We start from the raw sequence: 17,185 nt of genomic DNA on the forward strand, positions 1-17,185 counted from the left end.
ACGGTTCGTTTGATTCGGATACGCCATGACAGCTTTTGATAAAGACCAGGTTTCCCGCTTCCGCTTCGTCCGCTGCGATTTCGCCGCGGACACCGGCGTTGCGCAGCTGGTATACGCCTTCGACGACGGCCCGGAGATGACCGAGACCGTCACCGTGCCGGGTGCACCGTTCCAGCTGGACGGCGACCGCGCCGCAGCGGTGCAACGCGCGCTGCAGCTGCTGCATCTGATTGCAGGTGTGAGCTACTACAAGGCAGCGGTGCCGGCGCAGGTGAGCATCGACAGCTACGCCATCGACGCGGCTACCGCCGCGCTGGTGGAAACGGTGTACTTCAACGGCCTGGGCGAGTTCGCCTACCGCAACGGCCTGAACCTGCGCGACAGGTTCAAGCTGCCGGTGACTGAGTCCCTCTCCCCCCGGGAGAGGGGTTGGGGTGAGGGTGCTTCTGCGCCCAATCTCAACCTGACCCACCACGCCCTCGTAGCCATCGGCGGCGGCAAGGACTCGCTGGTCAGCATCGAAGCCCTGCGCAATGCCGGCGTGGCCGAAACCGTCACCTGGATCGGCGGCTCGCAGCTGATCCGTGCCTGTGCCGAGCGCACCGGCCTGCCCACGCTCAACATCGGCCGCACGTTAGCGCCGGAACTGTTCGAGCTCAACCGCCAGGGCGCGTGGAACGGCCATATCCCGGTCACCGCGGTGAACTCGGCGATCATGGTGCTGGCAGCGGTGGTGCAGGGCATGGACCAGGTGGTGTTCTCCAACGAACGCTCGGCCAGCTATGGCAGCCAGATCGCCGGCACCGGCGAGGTCAACCACCAGTGGTCCAAGGGCTGGGCGTTCGAGAAGGCGTTCGGCGAATACGTGCAGCAGTACATCGCCGCCGACCTGAACTACTACTCGCTGCTGCGCCCCTTGTCGGAGTTGGCGGTGGCCCGCCAGTTCGCCAAGACCGATTTCTACGACGCGCATTTTTCCAGCTGCAACCGCAACTTCCACATCCTCGGCGAGCGCCCGGTGAACCGCTGGTGCGGCGTCTGCCCGAAGTGCCACTTCGTGTTCCTGGCGCTGGCACCGTTCATGCCGAAGATGCGTCTGGTGCGCATCTTTGGCCGCAACCTGCTGGACGACAGCGAGCAGGCCGGTGGCTACGACGCGTTGCTGGAGTTCCAGGACCACAAACCGTTCGAATGCGTGGGCGAGGGCAAGGAGTCGCGTGCGGCGGTGGCCACCTTGGCATCGCGCCCGGAATGGAAGGAAGACGTGCTGGTCAAGCGCTTCGCCACCCTGATCCAGCCGACCCTGTCGGCCGATGAACTGCAGATCGAACCGCTGCTGGTCATCGACGGTGAACACCGCATCCCGGCAGCACTGTGGGAGCGTCTGCGTGCGAATTTCGCAGCTTGAAGGCAAGCGCGTCGCGCTGTGGGGCTGGGGCCGTGAGGGCCGTGCCGCGTTCCAGGTATTGCAGGCGCGGCTGCCAACACTCGCGCTGACTCTGTTCTGTCCGGCTGCCGAAGCGGACGCAGCACGCGCCGAAAGCGCGGGCGTCTTGCAGGTGGAAACCGATGTAAGCGGCGAGGCGCTGGCGCGCTTCGACGTGGTGATCAAGTCGCCCGGCATCAGTCCTTACAAGGCCGAGGCGCAGTACGCGTTGGGGCAGGGCACGCAGTTCATAGGCGGTACCTCGCTGTGGTTCAGCGAGCACGCCGATGCGAGCGGTGCGCTGCCCAATACGGTCTGTGTGACCGGTACCAAGGGCAAGAGCACCACCACCTCGTTGCTGGCGCACCTGCTGCGTGCTGCCGGCCATAGCACCGGCCTGATCGGCAATATCGGCCTGCCGCTGCTTGAGGTGCTGGACCCGCAGCCGGCGCCGGAATACTGGGCAGTTGAACTGTCCAGCTACCAGACCGGCGAAGTGGCGCGCAGTGGCGTGCGTCCGGACGTGGCCATCGTTCTGAACATCTTCCCGGAGCATCTGGACTGGCACGGCAGTGAGCAGCGCTACATCGACGACAAGCTGTCGTTGGTGACCGGCGGGCATCCGCGCGTTGCCGTGCTCAATGCGGCCGACGAGCACCTGCGCGTACTGCAGCTACCGCACAGCCAGATCATCTGGTTCAACCAGCCCGAAGGCTGGCATATGGTGGGCGAAGTCGTGCATCGCGGCACGCAGCCGGTATTCGATACCTCGAACACGCCGCTGCCGGGCCGGCATAACCGCGGCAACCTGTGCGCTGTACTGGCCGCGCTGGAAGCGCTGGGGCTGGATGCGGTTGCGCTGGCGCCGGCTGTGCAGAGTTTCCGGCCTTTGCCGAACAGGTTGCAGTTGCTCGGTGAGCGCGATGGTCTGCAGTGGGTCAATGACTCGATCAGCACCACGCCGCATGCCTCGCTTGCCGCGCTGGATTGTTTTGCTGGCCAGCGCATTGCGCTGTTGGTGGGCGGGCACGACCGTGGCCTGGAATGGCACGATTTTGCCGAGCACATGCGCGTTGGCGCGCCGGTCGAGATCGTGACCATGGGCGCTAACGGGCCACGTATCAATGCGCTGCTCGCGCCCTTGGCCGAGGCCGGTGGATTTGGCCTGCACGCTGCGACTGATCTGCCGCACGCAGTGGAGTTGGCGCGTGCAGCGTTGGGCGAGCAGGGTGGGGTAGTGCTGCTGTCACCCGGCGCGCCCAGCTTTGGTGCCTACAAGGACTATGTGTCGCGCGGACGGCACTTCGCCGAGCTGGCTGGGTTTGATCCGGACAGCATCAGCGCGATTCCGGGGTTGGGGGTTGGTTGAGCTTGATGTGCGGGCTGATGGCTCGTGCGAGAAGCTTGCCCTCACCCCAACCCCTCTCCCGCAGGAGAGGGGCTCGGTTTCTGTCAGCTGCTAGTGCGTTAGCCCCTCTCCTGCGGGAGAGGGGTTGGGGTGAGGGCAAGCTTTTGCTCTAAGAACACCCAGCGCCTAGACTCGCCACACACCCCAGACCGGAGCAGTCCCATGCGCGCAGCACGGAAAATGCAGTTGGCGGTATTGGCCTTGTGTGTCACCGCATCCATCCCAGCGTTCGCGAAAATGCAGCACCGCCCGGTCGAATGGCAGCTGCGGGGAACCACCTATAGCGGCGTGCTGGTTTACGACGATGAAGGCGATGCCCGCCGCCCCGGTGTGGTGATGGTGCCCAATTGGCGCGGGGTCAACGACTCGGCGGTGGCCAAGGCCGAGCAGATTGCCGGCGACGACTATGTCGTGCTGGTCGCCGATGTCTACGGCAAGAACGTGCGGCCCAAGGACAACGATGCCTCCGCAGCAGCCTCCAAGCCGTTGCGCGAGGATCGCGCTTTGTTGCGCAGCCGTGCGGCGGCGGCACTGGATGCCTTGAAGGCACAGGCAGGCAAGGCCCCCTTGGATGCAAACCATATTGCCGCCGTGGGCTTCTGCTTCGGCGGCACCACCGTGCTGGAGATGGCCCGCGCCGGCATGCCGCTGGCCGGGGTAGTGAGCCTGCATGGCGGGCTGTCCACGCCTGCGCCGGCCGCGGCAGGTAGCGGCAAGGTGCCGATGCTGGTGCTCAATGGCGCGGCGGATCGTGGCGTTACCGCCGAGGACATTGCCAACTTCGGTACGGAAATGGATGTGGCCAAGGCCGATTGGCAGTTCGTCAATTTCAGCGGCGCCGTGCATTGCTTCGCCGAATCCGACGCCAACAGCCCGCCGGGCTGCCTCTACGACCCGCGCGCAGCAAAACGCGCGTGGAGGATGATGGACAACTTCCTCGAAGAACGCTTGGGCGACTAAGGCTTCGGGTAGTGCCGAGCCATGCTCGGCAGGGGCCTCACCAGCAATCCATCAGCTTGTAGGAGCGGCGTAAGCCGCGAAGCTGACTATCCGTGATCGCGCGGAGAACCCCGGATGCGCTGCGCTTACCCGGGCTACAAATGCTGTCCACACGGGTCGCGGTGATGGTGGTTCGTGCCAAGCGGCGCCGGGAAGAGCTGTGGCTTCGCGGCTTACGCCGCTCCTACAAAGGCGCTCGGCTCTGCGCCGCCGCTATCGCGCCACTGATCGCCGCCCGCGCCTGCGGGCTGTTGCGCCAGCAGCTGCTGCCCAACATCGCCGATGCCTGGCTGACGACATCGCCGGTGTCGGCTTCGGCCAGCTGCGCCAGCGAATGAAATCCCAGCTGCTCCAAACGCGAAACCACCGTGGCCCCTACGCCTTTGACCGCCAACAACACGGCGCGCTCGTCATCCGGGAACTGCTGCAGGCCCGCCATTGCGATCAGTGACTCCGCTCGATGGCGTAACGGGCCAGGCCACGCAGGGCGGCAATCGCCTCGGTTTCCGGCAGGCCATCCAGGGCCAGTTCGGCGGCGTTGGCATATTCCACGGCGCGCTTGCGGCTGTATTCCAGGCCGCCGGTGGCATGGATGGCGGCCAGCACTTCCGGCATTGCGCTGGCATCGCCGTCCTGCACGATCTCGCGCAGGCGCTGGCGAACCGCTTCATCCGAATGCGCCATGGCATGGATCAGCGGCAAGGTAGCCTTGCCTTCGGCCAGATCGTCGCCCAGGTTCTTGCCCAGCTCGTCGGCATTGGCCGAATAGTCCAGCACGTCGTCGGCAATCTGGAAGGCGTAACCCAGGTGCATGCCGTAGTCGTAGAGCTGCTGCTGCACGGCTTCGTCGGCACCGCTGGCCAGCGCGCCAAGGCGGGTGCCGGCGGCGAACAGCACCGCGGTCTTGCGCTCGATCACGCGCAGGTAGGCCGCCTCGTCGGTGTCGGGGTTATGCACGTGCAGCAGCTGCAGCACCTCGCCTTCGGCGATGCGGTTGGTGGTGTCGGCCAGGATCTGCATCACCGCCATACGCTCCAGTTCCACCATCAGCTGGAAGCTGCGCGAGTACAGGAAGTCACCGACCAGCACGCTGGGGGCATTACCCCACAGGGCGTTGGCGGTGCTACGGCCACGGCGCAGGTCCGATTCGTCCACCACGTCGTCGTGCAGCAGGGTGGAGGTGTGGATGAACTCGATGATCGCGGCCAGCTGGTGGTGTTCTGGGCCGGCACCGCCGACCGCATGGCCGGCCAGCATCACCAGCATCGGCCGCAGGCGTTTGCCGCCAGCGGAGACGATGTGGTCGGCGATCTGGTTGATCAGTACCACGTCCGAGGACAGGCGGCGACGGATCAGGGCATCTACGGCAGCCATGTCCGCTGCGGCGAGGGTCTGGATGGCAGGCAGGCCCAGCGCGGGGCGGATATGTTCAGCGATGCTCATAGGAAGACTTCGGGGGGTACCGGGGGATTATAGGCGGTGTGGGCGAAAGGAACCCGTCAGGGCCGGATCAGGGCTTGGCAGCAGTGAATACGTATGCAAGCAACACCGCCGGCAAAGCACCAACGCTAAGCTGGCCGGCATACATTTCGCGGCCCCTTTGCAGGGGCAATGCAGCCCGTAGGGGGGCGTTCGATGTCCAAGACTCCGTGGTGGCGCGGTGCCGTCATCTACCAGATTTACCCGCGCAGCTACCTGGACACCAATGGCGACGGCGTCGGCGACCTGCCGGGCATCATCGAGCGCCTGGACTATGTGGCCTCGCTGGGCGTGGACGCGATCTGGGTGTCGCCGTTCTTCAAGTCGCCGATGGCCGACTTTGGTTACGACATTGCCGACTACCGCGATGTGGACCCCTTGTTCGGCAACCTGGCCGACTTCGATCGCTTGCTGGCGAAAGCGCATGCGCTGGGCCTGAAGGTGATGATCGACCAGGTGTTCAGCCATACCTCGGTAGAGCATGCCTGGTTCAAGGAAAGCCGCGAGAGCCGCGACAATCCCAAGGCCGACTGGTACGTGTGGGCCGATGCGCGTGCTGATGGCAGCCCGCCGAACAACTGGCTGTCGATCTTTGGCGGTGTGGCCTGGCAATGGGAGCCGCGTCGCCGGCAGTACTTCCTGCACAACTTCCTGGCCTCGCAGCCGGACCTGGATTTCCATAATCCGGCCGTGCAGCAGGCAACGCTGGACTATGTGAAGTTCTGGCTGGATCGCGGCGTGGATGGCTTCCGTCTGGATTCGATCAACTTCTGCTTCCACGACGCGCAGCTGCGCGACAACCCGCCCAAGCCGGAAAGCGAGCGCGTGGGCCGTGGTTTCAGCCCGGACAATCCGTACGCCTTCCAGTACCACTATTACAACAACACCCGGCCCGAGAACATTGGCTTCCTCGAGCGCCTGCGTGGCTTGCTGGATCAGTACCCGGAAGCGGTAACGCTGGGCGAAATCTCATCGGAGGATTCGCTGGCCACCACCGCCGAGTACACCGCGCCGGGCCGGCTGCACATGGGCTACAGCTTCGAGCTGCTGGTGGACGATTACAGCGCGGCTTATATCCGTGGCACGGTCGAGCGGCTGGAAGCGGCGATGGGCGAGGCCTGGCCGTGCTGGGCGGTGTCCAATCACGACGTGCAGCGTGCGGTGACCCGTTGGGGCGGGCATCCGGCCCAGCCGTCGCTGGCCAAGATGCTGGCTGCACTGGTGTGCTCGCTGCGCGGTTCGGTGTGCATCTATCAGGGTGAAGAGCTGGGTCTGGGTGAAGCGGATGTGCCGTTTGAGGCGCTGCAGGATCCCTACGGCATCACCTTCTGGCCGAACTTCAAGGGGCGCGATGGGTGTCGCACGCCGATGCCGTGGACCGATGGGGCGCTGGCGGGTTTCACCACCGGCAAGCCATGGCTGCCGATTCCGGCCGAGCATCAGGCGCTGTCGGTGCAGGCGCAGGAAGTGGATGCTGATTCGGTGTTGCACGCGTTCCGCGGCTTCATGCGCTGGCGCAAGGCGCATCCGGCGTTGGTGGGCGGTTCCATTCGTTTCCTGGACAGCGCCGAGCCGGTGTTGTTGTTCGAACGTCAGGCCGGGGATGAAACCTTGCTGTTGGCCTTCAACCTGTCGGGTGACACCGTGCGGCATGGTTTGCCAGCCGGTGAATGGCGGGCGCTGGACGTGCCGGGCCCGGTGGCGGGGGCGGTGGAGTCTGGCGAATTGGTATTGCCTGGGCACGCGGTGTATTGCGCGCGTCGCAGCTGAGTTTTTGTTGTTCTCTCTTTTGTGCGGGCGGAGATAGCATCTCCGCCTTTTTTTTGCTTTTGATTTTGATTTTGATTTTGATTTTGCTCTTGATCTTGATCTTGATCTAAGCCCCTCTCCCGCCTGCGGGAGAGGGGTTGGGGTGAGGGCGCTTTTAAAAGCAAGCCAAACCCAAAGCTCCCCCCATCCGCCCTACGGGCACCTTCCCCCGCAAGCGGGAGAAGGGAATGCTCAAAGCCAGAGCCAGAGCCAAAGCCAGAGCCAAAGCCAGAGCCAAAGCCAGAGCCAAAGCCAGAGCCAGAGCCAGAGCCAGAGCCAGAGCCAAAGCCAGAGCCAGAGCCAAAGCCAGAGCCAAAGCCAGAGCCAGAGCCAAAGCCAGAGCCAATGCCCGAAGTCCGGCGCCTGGTGCTAGATAAATTTCCGCCTGCTCGGGCAATGACTGAGGAGCTTTCTGCATCCCGGTGGTAGTCGCACCAGCTGTAGCACCATCGCTCTCACAGCATTCGCAACAGCAGCGAAAGGGCAGCTTACGCTTCAGTTGCAAAAGATCTCGCAAGCTCAGCGCGAGCCCAAACCAAAACCAAAACCAAAACCAAAACCAAAACCAAACCAGAGCCCAAGCCCTGGCCGCAAAAATTCCCGCACGAAATCCCACCAAGCAGGACCTCGCTCATCTGGCGAACAAACAAAAAGCCCGCTGCTCAAGCAGCGGGCCTTCAACACACGTCAAACCAGTACGGATCAGAACTTGTAGTTCACACCCACCTGGTAGGTGCGGCCCCATTCCACGGTTTCCAGCGGACGGTCCTTGGTGCCGGCATAGGTTTCGTACTTGGAGTTGGTCAGGTTACTGGCCTGCAGGAACAGGCTCAGGCCGCTGAGCGCGGTGCCGTCGGCGAAGCTGTAGCCCACCTGCGCATCCAGCACGTTCTCGCCCTTCACATAACGCAGGGTGCGGGCGCCGTTGAAGTTGCCGATCTCACCGATGAAGTCCGAACGCTTGCGCTGGTTCAAACGCACTTCAAAGCCGCTGTTCTCGTAGTAGGCGGTGAAGTTGTAAACGCGCTTGGACAGGCCCGGCAGCATGATCGGATCGCTGCCAACGCTGGAGGTGGTGCCCGGATCCGGCTTGATCTTGATGTCGCTGTCGTTGAAGCTGGCGCTGGCCACCACGCCGAAGCCGCGCAGGGCATCGGAGAACAGATCCAGCGGCAGCGATGCGGTCAACTCGGCGCCGCGCAGGCTGCCACCGGTGCCGTTGAACGGTGCGGTGTAGTAGCCGGTCATCTGCGCAGGCGCCTGCAGTTGGGCTTCATTGGTGTCAACCTTCAGCCACTCCGCCACCTGGTCGGTGAAATCGTAGCCGTCACGCTTCTCGGTGTAGATGTAGCTCTTCAGGTCCTTGTAGAACACGGCAGCAGCCACATAGGCCTTGTTGCCGAAGTACTTTTCCCAGGACAGGTCGACGGCGTTGGCAACCCAGGGGCGCAGATGCGGATTACCGCCGCTGGCGCCGGGCTTGCCCTGCGCGGTGTCCATACCGAATTCCATCGAGGCGCGCAGTTCATCCACGCGCGGGCGCGCAACCTGGCGGGCCAGGGCAAAACGCAGGGTGTTCTCGGCCGGCAGCTCGAATGCCAGGTTCAGGCTGGGCAGGAAGTCCAGGTACTTCTCGCCCTCATTGATCGGAACGACTTCATTGCCCACGCCCTGCGAGCTGTCCCAGTAGTTGGAGTGCGAGGACTGGTCGGCGTACTGGGCTTGGATGCCGACGTTGCCGCGCACCGGGATCGAGCCGATCTGGGTGCTGATGTTGGCGCGCAGGAAGGTGGTGGTGATCTTCTCATCCACCGTCCACTGCTTCGGAATCAGGTAGCTTTCGGTGGTGGTCGGGTTGAACAGCATGTAGCGGCCAACCGCTGCCGGTACGTTCCAGGCGGGGATGTAGCCCGCGCCGGCAAAGCCCAGGTTGACCGGCTTGTACTGCAGGTCGGCACCGATGCTGGTGATGCCCTGGGCACCGAGGTTGATGTTGCCTTCGGCCTGGGTCTTGTTCTTGCTGCGGTCGGCGTAGTTGACGCCAACGTCGAAGTCGGAGAACCAGGTGAAGCCTTCCGGTACCGGGAAGGTGGCCGCCAGCTTGAAGCCCTTCAGCTCATCATCAACATGCGGGGTCTTGCCGTAACCCGAACCGTAAATCGTGTTGGTCAGGTAGAGCTTGCTGTAGTCCGAATAATCAAAGCCGGGCGTGAACTGCGGGAAGCTGCCGCCTGCGAAATTCAGCTTGACCGAATCCAGCATCGGCGCCGGCAGCAGCTGCAGGTTGTTTTCCAGGTTCAGCTCGTCACGTTCGGCCTTGGACCAGCTGACGTCGGCCACCACGCGCACTTCGCCGAAGGTGAATTCGTTGTTCCAGCCAACCGCCTTGATGGTGTCCTCGCGGTTGTTGTACATGCCGCGCACCAGCGGATACACGTTGTGTGCCACGCCGCTGACGAAGCTGCCATTGCCGTTGACCACCACGTCGGTGACGTCCAGACGGATCTTGTTCGGATCGTTGGTGCCGTTGAAATCGCCCAGATGGATTTCCATCTGGTTGGCGGTGTCGTATTCCTTGGCCTTGGTGTAGAAGGTGTCCAGCGTGCTGGTCCAGCTGTTGTTGGGCCGGAACTGCAGCGTTGCCATCACGCCGTCGCGCTTGGAATGGCCGGTGCGGCGCAGGGCCTTGATGCCGTCGGAGTAATAGGTGCCTTCCGCCACGCCGGGGCGCCAGTTGTCACCGACTGCCTGCCATGGCTCGTACAGGCCGACCTGGTTTTCCTGCTTGGACATCTCCGAGTGGGAAATGCCCACGGCCAGGCCGATGGTGTTGTCGGCGAACTTGTCGACGTAGCTGAAATTGAGGCGGTTGCCGTACGGGTCTTCGCCGGCGGCTTCGCCCAGCGAGTTCTTCTGGTAGCGGCCGCTGACGGCGATGACGCGCTCGTTGTAGCTGAGCGGGCGCACGGTCTGCAGGTCCAGCGTGCCGGACAGGCCCTGGCCAACCAGCCCGGCGTCGGGGGTCTTGTACACGGTGACGCCGCTGATCAGTTCGGACGGGTACTGGTCGAACTCCACCGAGCGGTTGTCGCCGGTGCTGACCATTTCGCGGCCGTTGAGCAGGGTGGTGGCGAAGTCGGGGGACAGGCCGCGCACGCTGATCACCTGGGCGCGGCCAGCGACGCGCTGGGCAGCCAGGCCGGGCAGGCGGGCGATGGATTCGGCGATGCTGACGTCGGGCAACTTGCCGATGTCTTCGGCCGAGATGGCTTCCACGATCGAGGTCGAGTCGCGCTTGACCGAAATGGCGCTCTCGATGCCGCGGCGGATGCCGGTAACGGTGACGGTATCCAGGTCGGTGGCCTGGGCCTTTGCTTTTGCGGTGGTTTCGTCGTCCACGCTCTGTGCGTGTGCGGCGGTAGCGCCCAGCGTGATGGCCGAAGCCAGTGCCACGCTCAGCAGGTTGCGCTTGGTGTTCAACATACTCCCCTCTCCCAGGTGATGTCGGTTGGTTGTTTTTCTGCTCCCGCGCATGGGTGCGTGGGATGCGTCGCGGTTGTTTTTTTCGCTGCTTGCGACTGTCTCGCATGGTAATCAGCGCGCAAGCCCGTGGCGCCGGCCTGCATACGTATTCAATGGCGTGCAGGCGCGGCAGATAGCTCTGAAAACGCTTTCCGCGACGGTTTTGGATGTCTGTGCAGAGGAAGGGCAGCGGGCACCTGCGCCGCTGCCCCCGCGCCATCACCTCCGCCCCGCGGACAACGACGGCAGGAAGCAAAGCCCGAAACGCCTTGCTTCAACGTGGCAATGGCTTAATCCAGCGGTACAAACCGCACTGCAGCACCGCCACCGGCGCCCATCTGCAACTTGATCCGGTCGTTACTGCCCACGTCGCGCGTCTCGCGGACGAAGGCAAACGGTGCGGTTTGCCAGCTGGCGCCGTCGCCGTCGCGGTAGATCTCCGCGCGGTAGCGCTTGCCCGCGTCGAGGAAACTCAACGGCACGTCCAGCGCCTGCGGCGTCTCGCTGCCGACGCTGCCGACGAACCATTCCTGGCTGCCACGCGCCTTGCGTGCGAAGGTCACGTACTGGCCGACTTCGCCATTCAGTACATGGCTTTCCTCCCAGTCCACCGCCACATCCTTGATGAACTGGAAGGCGTCAGGGTGCTGCGCGTAGTGCTCGGGCAGGTCAGCCACCATCTGCACCGGGCTGTACAGCACCACGTACAAGGCAAGCTGCTTGGCCAGGGTGCTGCGCAGGGCCAGGCCGTTGCGGCCCTTCAGGCTGACGATGCCAGGCGTGTAATCCATCGGCCCGCCCAGCATGCGCGTGAACACCAGCGTGGCCTCATGGCCCGGCGGGTTGGGCGGGTTGCCCCAGGCATTGAATTCCATGCCGCGCGCGCCTTCGCGCGATACCCAGTTGGGGTAGGTGCGGCGCAGGCCGGTGTCCTTGATCGGCTCGTGCGAGTTGATCGCGATGTGCTTGGCGGCGGCCTGCTGCAGCACGCGCAGGTTGTGGTTGCTCATCCACTGGCCTTCGTGCCATTCGCGGGTGATCGGGCCATCGGCCTGATCCTGGCGGTGGATGTCGCCGGCGTCACAGACATAGCCGGTCTTGACCACGTCCACGCCGTTGCGCGCGTACACATCCAGCGCTGCCGGCAGTTGGCGTTCGTAGTGGCTGACAGCGCACGCGGTTTCGTGGTGGCCGATCAGGTGCACGCCCTTGCCGGCGGCATAGCTGGCAAGCCCGGGCAGGTCGAAATCCGGCGTGGCGCGGGTGAAGTCGAAGGCCTCGCCATTGGCGAACCAGTCGCCGTCCCAGCCAACGTTCCAGCCTTCCACCAATACGCCGCGAAAACCATTCTCGGCTGCAAAATCGATGTAGCGGCGGGTATTGGCAGTGGTGGCGCCATGCTTGGGGCCGGTGGCCCAGGTTTCAGTTTCCAGGTGCAGCGACCACCACACACCCGCATATTTGGCCGGCTTGAACCAGCTTACATCGCCAATCGCGTTGGGCTCGTTGAGGTTGAGGATCAGGCTGGATTCGGCCAGATCACCGGCCTTCTCGCCGATGGTGATGGTGCGCCACGGGGTATTGAAGGGCAGGGCGCGCACCACCGGTGCACCGCTGCTGGACGGGGTCAGCGTGGCGTGCAGGATGTCGCCATCACCGCGAGCCAGGTTCATGCCGGCATAGTCGACCAGCGCGGCTTCATGGATGGAGATATGCAGGCCGTTGTCGCTGCGCAGGGTCAGCGGGGTCTGGGCGGTGCCGACTTCCTTCAGCGGGGTCTGGTGGTACAGGTATTCCTCGCGGTTCCACTCGAAGGCGGGGATCCACCACGCGGTCGCCGGGCGGGCCAGAGCGAACTCGGTCAGTTCGGCGTGGATCTGCGCCTGCTTCATGCCTGCCTGCTGCGGGAACTCGTAGCGGAAGCCGATGCCATCGTCGTAGACGCGGAACACCACATCAAAGCGGCGCTCGTAGTTGCGGCCAGCGCCCGGCTTCTCGGTGAAGCTGGCACGCAGCTCGTTGTAGTGGTTGCGGGTGAGTCGGCGCTCGCCCCAGGGCTGCTCCCAGGTTTCATCGAAGCTGCGCTGCGACTGGCCGGTCAACGCGACATTGCGCTCCAGGCGGCCATCGCCCAGCAACATGCCCAGCCGCGACGGCGCAATCACCGCCTCACCGTTGCGTTCCACGCGGTACGAGGGGCGGCCTTCGTGCTGCGATTCGACGATCACCACCAGGTGCTTGTCGGGCGAGGTGACGCGCGCCAGGTCGGCGGCGTGGGCCGGCAGGCAGCTGATCAGCAGCAGCGCGAAGGCGGCTTTCAGCGACAGGCGGGCAGGGGTGGGACGTGTATCGGCCATGCGGGTCTCAACTCCGGGTTCTGGTCGGCGCGCCGGCCCTGCAGGGCGGCACGTGGCGCCACTATTCCCCGGCGCAGGCCGCCGTGGGCGCAATGCCGCATTGAATACGTATGCAACGGCGGTGCAGATCACAGGTGCGCCCTCTACCATGGCCGCAGCGCATCCGCGCCCAACCATCGCATCCGTGATTCCCGGAGGGGGGAAGCGCTTGATGAATAGCAAACCGCAGCTGTCGTTCTGGCAGATCTGGAACATGTGTTTCGGCTTTCTGGGTATCCAGTTCGGCTTCGCGCTGCAGAACGCCAATGCCAGCCGCATCTTCGAAACGTTGGGCGCGCCGATGGATGCGGTGCCGGGGCTGTGGATCGCCGCACCACTGACCGGCCTGCTGGTGCAGCCGGTGATCGGCTACCTGTCCGATCGCACCTGGACGCGCTGGGGCCGCCGCCGGCCTTACTTCATGATCGGCGCGGTGCTGACCACGCTGGCCCTGCTGGTCATGCCGAACTCGCCGACGCTGTGGATTGCGGCCGGCACGCTCTGGGTGCTGGATGCCTCGATCAATATCTCGATGGAGCCGTTCCGCGCTTTCGTCGGTGACCAGCTTTCACCCAGGCAGCGCCCGGCCGGGTTCTCGATGCAGAGCTTCTTCATCGGCGTAGGCGCGGTGGTGGCCAGCTTCCTGCCCTTCATCCTTGCCCACTTCGGCGTGGCCAATACCGCCGGCCCGGGTGAAGTGCCCGATACCGTGCGCTATGCGTTCTATTTCGGTGCGGCGGTGCTGCTGCTGGCGATGAGCTGGACCGTGTTCAGCACGCGCGAGTACTCACCGGCCGAGCTGGCCAGCTTCGATGACGCCGAGCCGTCGCCGTTGCACGCCGCACAGCGTGTGGGTGGTCCGCCGCAGTGGCGCCAGATCGGTCTATGGCTGGGCCTTGGCGTGGTGCTGGCGGTCCTGATCGCGTGGCGGCAAGGCGACCGCATGCTCTACGTGCTGGCTGGCCTGTGTGCCAACTACGGTCTATTGCTGGCAGTGGCGCGGGTGCTGCCCGGCACGCATATGCTGGCCACCATCGTCGACGACCTGCGCAGCATGCCGGGCACGATGCGGCGCCTGGCCTGGGTGCAGTTCTTTTCCTGGTTCGCGCTGTTTGCGATGTGGATCTACACCACCGCAGCGGTAGCCGGTACCCATTTCGGCTCTACCGATACGCAGACCGCGGCCTACAACGAAGGCGCAAACTGGGTCGGTGTGCTGTTTGGCGCCTACAACGGTTTCGCCGCGGTGGCCGCGCTGATCATTCCACTGATGGTGCGTGCCATCGGCCTGCGCTGGAGCCACCTGGTCAATCTGTGGCTGGGTGGGTTGGGGCTGATCTCGCTGATGCTGATCAAGGATCCGCATTGGCTGCTGCTGTCGATGGTGGGCGTGGGTTTCGCCTGGGCATCGATCCTGTCCTTGCCCTATGCCCTGCTGTCGGACAGCGTGCCGGCGGCCAAGATGGGCGTGTACATGGGTATCTTCAATTTCTTCATCGTGATACCGCAGTTGGTCGCGGCCAGCGCGCTGGGCTTCGCCCTGCGCAACTGGCTGGGCGGTGACCCCATCCACGTGCTGGTGCTGGGTGGTTGCAGCCTGTTCGTGGCCGGGCTGTGTGTATTGCGGGTTCCGTCGCAACAGGAGGTGGTGTGATGCGTAGTCGTTTGGCAACAGCGGTGGGTCTGGCCTTGGTGGCGGGTACGGCTTTGGCCGGAAACCGGCCGGAGTACATCGGCACCACCGAGCCGTTTGCCAGTGACGCGGTGTACTTCGTGGTCACCGACCGTTTCGTCAATGGCGACGTCAGCAATGATCACCGCGATCAGGGCGGCGAGCATCCAACCTTCGATATTCCGGTGCCATGCCCGGACAAGGTCGACGGCAACATCGGCTACCTCGGCGGTGACTTCAAGGGCGTGCTGGACAACGCCGACTACATCCGCAATCTCGGCTTTGGTGCGGTGTGGATCACGCCCATCATCGACAACCCCGACCAGGCCTTCACCGGCAGCAAGCCGATCAGCTGCACCAGCACACTGACCGACCGTGGCAAGACCGGCTACCACGGCTACTGGGGCATCAACTTCTACAAGCTGGACGAGCACCTGCCCAGCGTTGATCTGGATTTCGCCGGGCTGACCAAGGGCCTGCACGACGCCAAGCTGAAGGTGGTGCTGGATATCGTCGGCAACCACGGCTCGCCGGCTTGGACCATGCCCAAGCGCCAGCCGCAGTTCGGGCAGATCTTCGACAAGGACGGCAAGCTGATCGCCGACCACCAGAACCTGGCGCCGGACAAGCTCGACCCGAAGCACAACCCGCTGCACGCGTTCTACAACAACATCGGCCCGGTCGATGGCAGCAAGGGCTCGATCTTTGACGGCAACCTGGCCGAGCTGTCGGATTTCAACGAGCACAACCCGGCAGTGATGAACTATCTGGTTGGCGCCTACCTGCAATGGACGGCACAGGGTGTGGACGCCCTGCGCATCGACACCATCGGTTGGCTGCCGCACCCGTGGTGGCATGAATTCGTGCAGCGCATCCGTGCCGAGCACCCGGGCATGTTCATGTTCGGCGAAGCCTTCGACTATGACGCGGCCAAGATTGCCGAGCACACCTGGCCGTCGAACGCGAATGTCAGCGTGCTTGATTTCCCACTGCGTGGCGCCTTGTCATCGGTGTTCGGCAAGGAGCAGAAGGGCTTTGAAGCCCTGGCCGAACCGCTGCATCTGAGTGGTGGCCCGTATGCGAATCCATACGCATTGATGAGCTTCTACGACAACCACGACATGGCGCGCCTGGACGCCAGCGATGCCGGCTTCATCGATGCGCACAACTGGCTGTTCACCGCACGCGGTATTCCGGTGCTTTATTACGGCTCGGAAACTGGCTTCATGCGCGGCCGTGCCGAGCATGCCGGCAACCGTGCCTATTTCGGCCAGCAGCGTGTGGATGCTGCAGGGCAGAGTCCGATCTTCGCGCCCCTGCAGCGCATCGCCAAACTGCGCGAAGCAACGCCCGCATTGCAGCGCGGCCTGCAGGTCAACGAGCGTTTGCAGGGCGACGAGGCGGTGTTCTACCGCGTGCTGCAGCTGGGCGATACCGCGCAGACGGTGTTGGTGTTGTTGAACAAGGGCGATGCGGCGCACACGTTCGAAGTGAGCCGTTACCTGCAGGGCGGGCAGTGGCGTGATGCATTGGATGGCGGCAGCGTAAAGGTGAAGCGCATGCTGAAGGCCGAGGTGCCGGCACACGGCGTCAAGGTGTTCGTGCTCGATGCGCAGGTGAATCAGAGCGAGTTGCAGGCGCAGCTGGATGCGGCGATGGCGGATCAGATCGCGCGGGATAAACGATTGGCGCAATAACGCCCGCTTGAGCCCCTCTCCCGCCTGCGGGAGAGGGGTTGGGGTGAGGGCAGCTTCAGCTTCGCGCCAAAAGCCACCCCTCCCCAACCCTCCCCTTTGCTACGCAAAAGGGAGGGGGCTGATTGCGGCGAGCGTTCGGCTTTGCTGGTCTCCCTTCGCGGCGAGCCGCAGGTTTTGCTTGTCTCCCTCCCTTTGCCGCAGGCAAGGGGAGGGTCGGGGAGGGGGAGCTCTTGCTTCTGCCTCCCGCTCCCGCCTTTGCGACGCCACCAGCCCCACCCGCTACAATCCGCCCCTAGGCATTCCCGGCGGCATCGCATGAACCAGCTTCCCCCACAGACCCCCATCGAAACCCTGTTGCAGACCGCAATGGACGGCAAACTGCCGATCCGCGCCTTCATGCAGGCCTTCGTGGCGTCCGAGGTGGTGCTGCTGACCGGTAGCCTGGTCACGCCTGACGGCAGCGGTTTTGATCCACTGCTGTTCGACAAACAGGGCGTGCTGCATGTGGCGGTGTTCACCGATATGGCGCGGGTTGGTTTCCACCAGCAACAGGCCCCGCACAACATCCGCATGCTGATGCTGGAGGTGTTGCGGCGGGTGCCCGGCGGCTACGGCGTGGTGATCAACCCCGGCACGCCGCTGGGGTTTGAAATCTCGCCATCGGGCGTGGGCGAGATCCTCAAGGATTTCACCTGATAGAACCGCGGTCCCGGCTACGCGAACACCTGTAGCCCGGGTAAGCGCAGCACACCCGGGGCCTGTGCCTGATTGCGCGCG

The 17,185-nt window shown here is 64.1% G+C and carries 11 protein-coding genes; 7 read left to right on the plus strand and 4 right to left on the minus strand.

All coding sequences use genetic code 11. From position 1 onward, the window contains the following. The first annotated feature begins 25 nt into the window (after window positions 1-25). The 3 genes from murL to BCV67_RS15535 all read left to right on the plus strand — a co-directional run bounded on the left by murL (window position 26) and on the right by BCV67_RS15535 (window position 3,794). Window positions 26-1,408, plus strand: a complete 1,383-nt coding sequence (murL, locus tag BCV67_RS15525; RefSeq protein ID WP_065868144.1) for a UDP-N-acetyl-alpha-D-muramoyl-L-alanyl-L-glutamate epimerase — start codon at window positions 26-28, stop codon at window positions 1,406-1,408. After that, entirely contained in the window at window positions 1,389-2,795 is a 1,407-nt protein-coding gene (gene murD / locus BCV67_RS15530; RefSeq protein WP_062168599.1) for a UDP-N-acetylmuramoyl-L-alanine--D-glutamate ligase, read from the plus strand. Before murL ends, murD begins: the two co-directional genes overlap by 20 nt. Window positions 2,796-2,996: 201 nt before the next feature. Next, the gene (locus BCV67_RS15535) at window positions 2,997-3,794 is read left to right on the plus strand and encodes a dienelactone hydrolase family protein (protein ID WP_062168597.1); all 798 of its coding nucleotides are present in this window, start codon (window positions 2,997-2,999) and stop codon (window positions 3,792-3,794) included. A gap of 223 nt (window positions 3,795-4,017) precedes the next feature. Here the strand turns inward: BCV67_RS15535 and BCV67_RS15540 are convergent, their stop codons facing one another. After that, complete coding sequence (locus BCV67_RS15540; RefSeq protein WP_062168595.1) at window positions 4,018-4,272, minus strand: hypothetical protein; 255 nt, start codon at window positions 4,270-4,272, stop codon at window positions 4,018-4,020. Window positions 4,273-4,277: 5 nt separating this feature from the next. Continuing rightward, the gene (locus BCV67_RS15545; RefSeq protein ID WP_062168592.1) at window positions 4,278-5,276 is read right to left on the minus strand and encodes a polyprenyl synthetase family protein; all 999 of its coding nucleotides are present in this window, start codon (window positions 5,274-5,276) and stop codon (window positions 4,278-4,280) included. A gap of 192 nt (window positions 5,277-5,468) precedes the next feature. Here BCV67_RS15545 and BCV67_RS15550 point away from each other — a divergent pair, with 192 nt between their 5' ends. Continuing rightward, complete coding sequence (locus BCV67_RS15550) at window positions 5,469-7,082, plus strand: alpha-glucosidase (RefSeq protein ID WP_062168590.1); 1,614 nt, start codon at window positions 5,469-5,471, stop codon at window positions 7,080-7,082. Between the two features lie 741 nt (window positions 7,083-7,823). Here the strand turns inward: BCV67_RS15550 and BCV67_RS15560 are convergent. Both BCV67_RS15560 and BCV67_RS15565 read right to left on the minus strand, forming a co-directional pair. Continuing rightward, window positions 7,824-10,604: a TonB-dependent receptor gene (locus tag BCV67_RS15560; RefSeq protein ID WP_062168588.1), complete on the minus strand. Its 2,781-nt coding sequence runs from the start codon at window positions 10,602-10,604 to the stop codon at window positions 7,824-7,826. Window positions 10,605-10,933: 329 nt separating this feature from the next. Then, complete coding sequence (locus BCV67_RS15565; RefSeq protein ID WP_062168586.1) at window positions 10,934-13,000, minus strand: glycoside hydrolase family 97 protein; 2,067 nt, start codon at window positions 12,998-13,000, stop codon at window positions 10,934-10,936. Between the two features lie 211 nt (window positions 13,001-13,211). Between BCV67_RS15565 and BCV67_RS15570 the strand changes: the two genes are divergently transcribed. The 3 genes from BCV67_RS15570 (at window position 13,212) to BCV67_RS15580 (ending at window position 17,104) form a co-directional block, all read left to right on the plus strand. Continuing rightward, window positions 13,212-14,693: an MFS transporter gene (locus BCV67_RS15570; RefSeq protein WP_062168584.1), complete on the plus strand. Its 1,482-nt coding sequence runs from the start codon at window positions 13,212-13,214 to the stop codon at window positions 14,691-14,693. Next, entirely contained in the window at window positions 14,693-16,408 is a 1,716-nt protein-coding gene (locus tag BCV67_RS15575; RefSeq protein WP_062168582.1) for an alpha-amylase family glycosyl hydrolase, read from the plus strand. The genes BCV67_RS15570 and BCV67_RS15575 overlap by 1 nt, the downstream gene beginning before the upstream one ends. A 315-nt stretch (window positions 16,409-16,723) precedes the next feature. Further along, on the plus strand, window positions 16,724-17,104 hold the full coding sequence (locus BCV67_RS15580) for an SseB family protein (protein WP_062168579.1): 381 nt from the start codon (window positions 16,724-16,726) through the stop codon (window positions 17,102-17,104). Window positions 17,105-17,185: the final 81 nt, after the last annotated feature.

Origin of the sequence: Stenotrophomonas nitritireducens, from assembly GCF_001700965.1 — a bacterium.
GTDB classification, from domain to species: domain Bacteria; phylum Pseudomonadota; class Gammaproteobacteria; order Xanthomonadales; family Xanthomonadaceae; genus Stenotrophomonas; species Stenotrophomonas nitritireducens_A.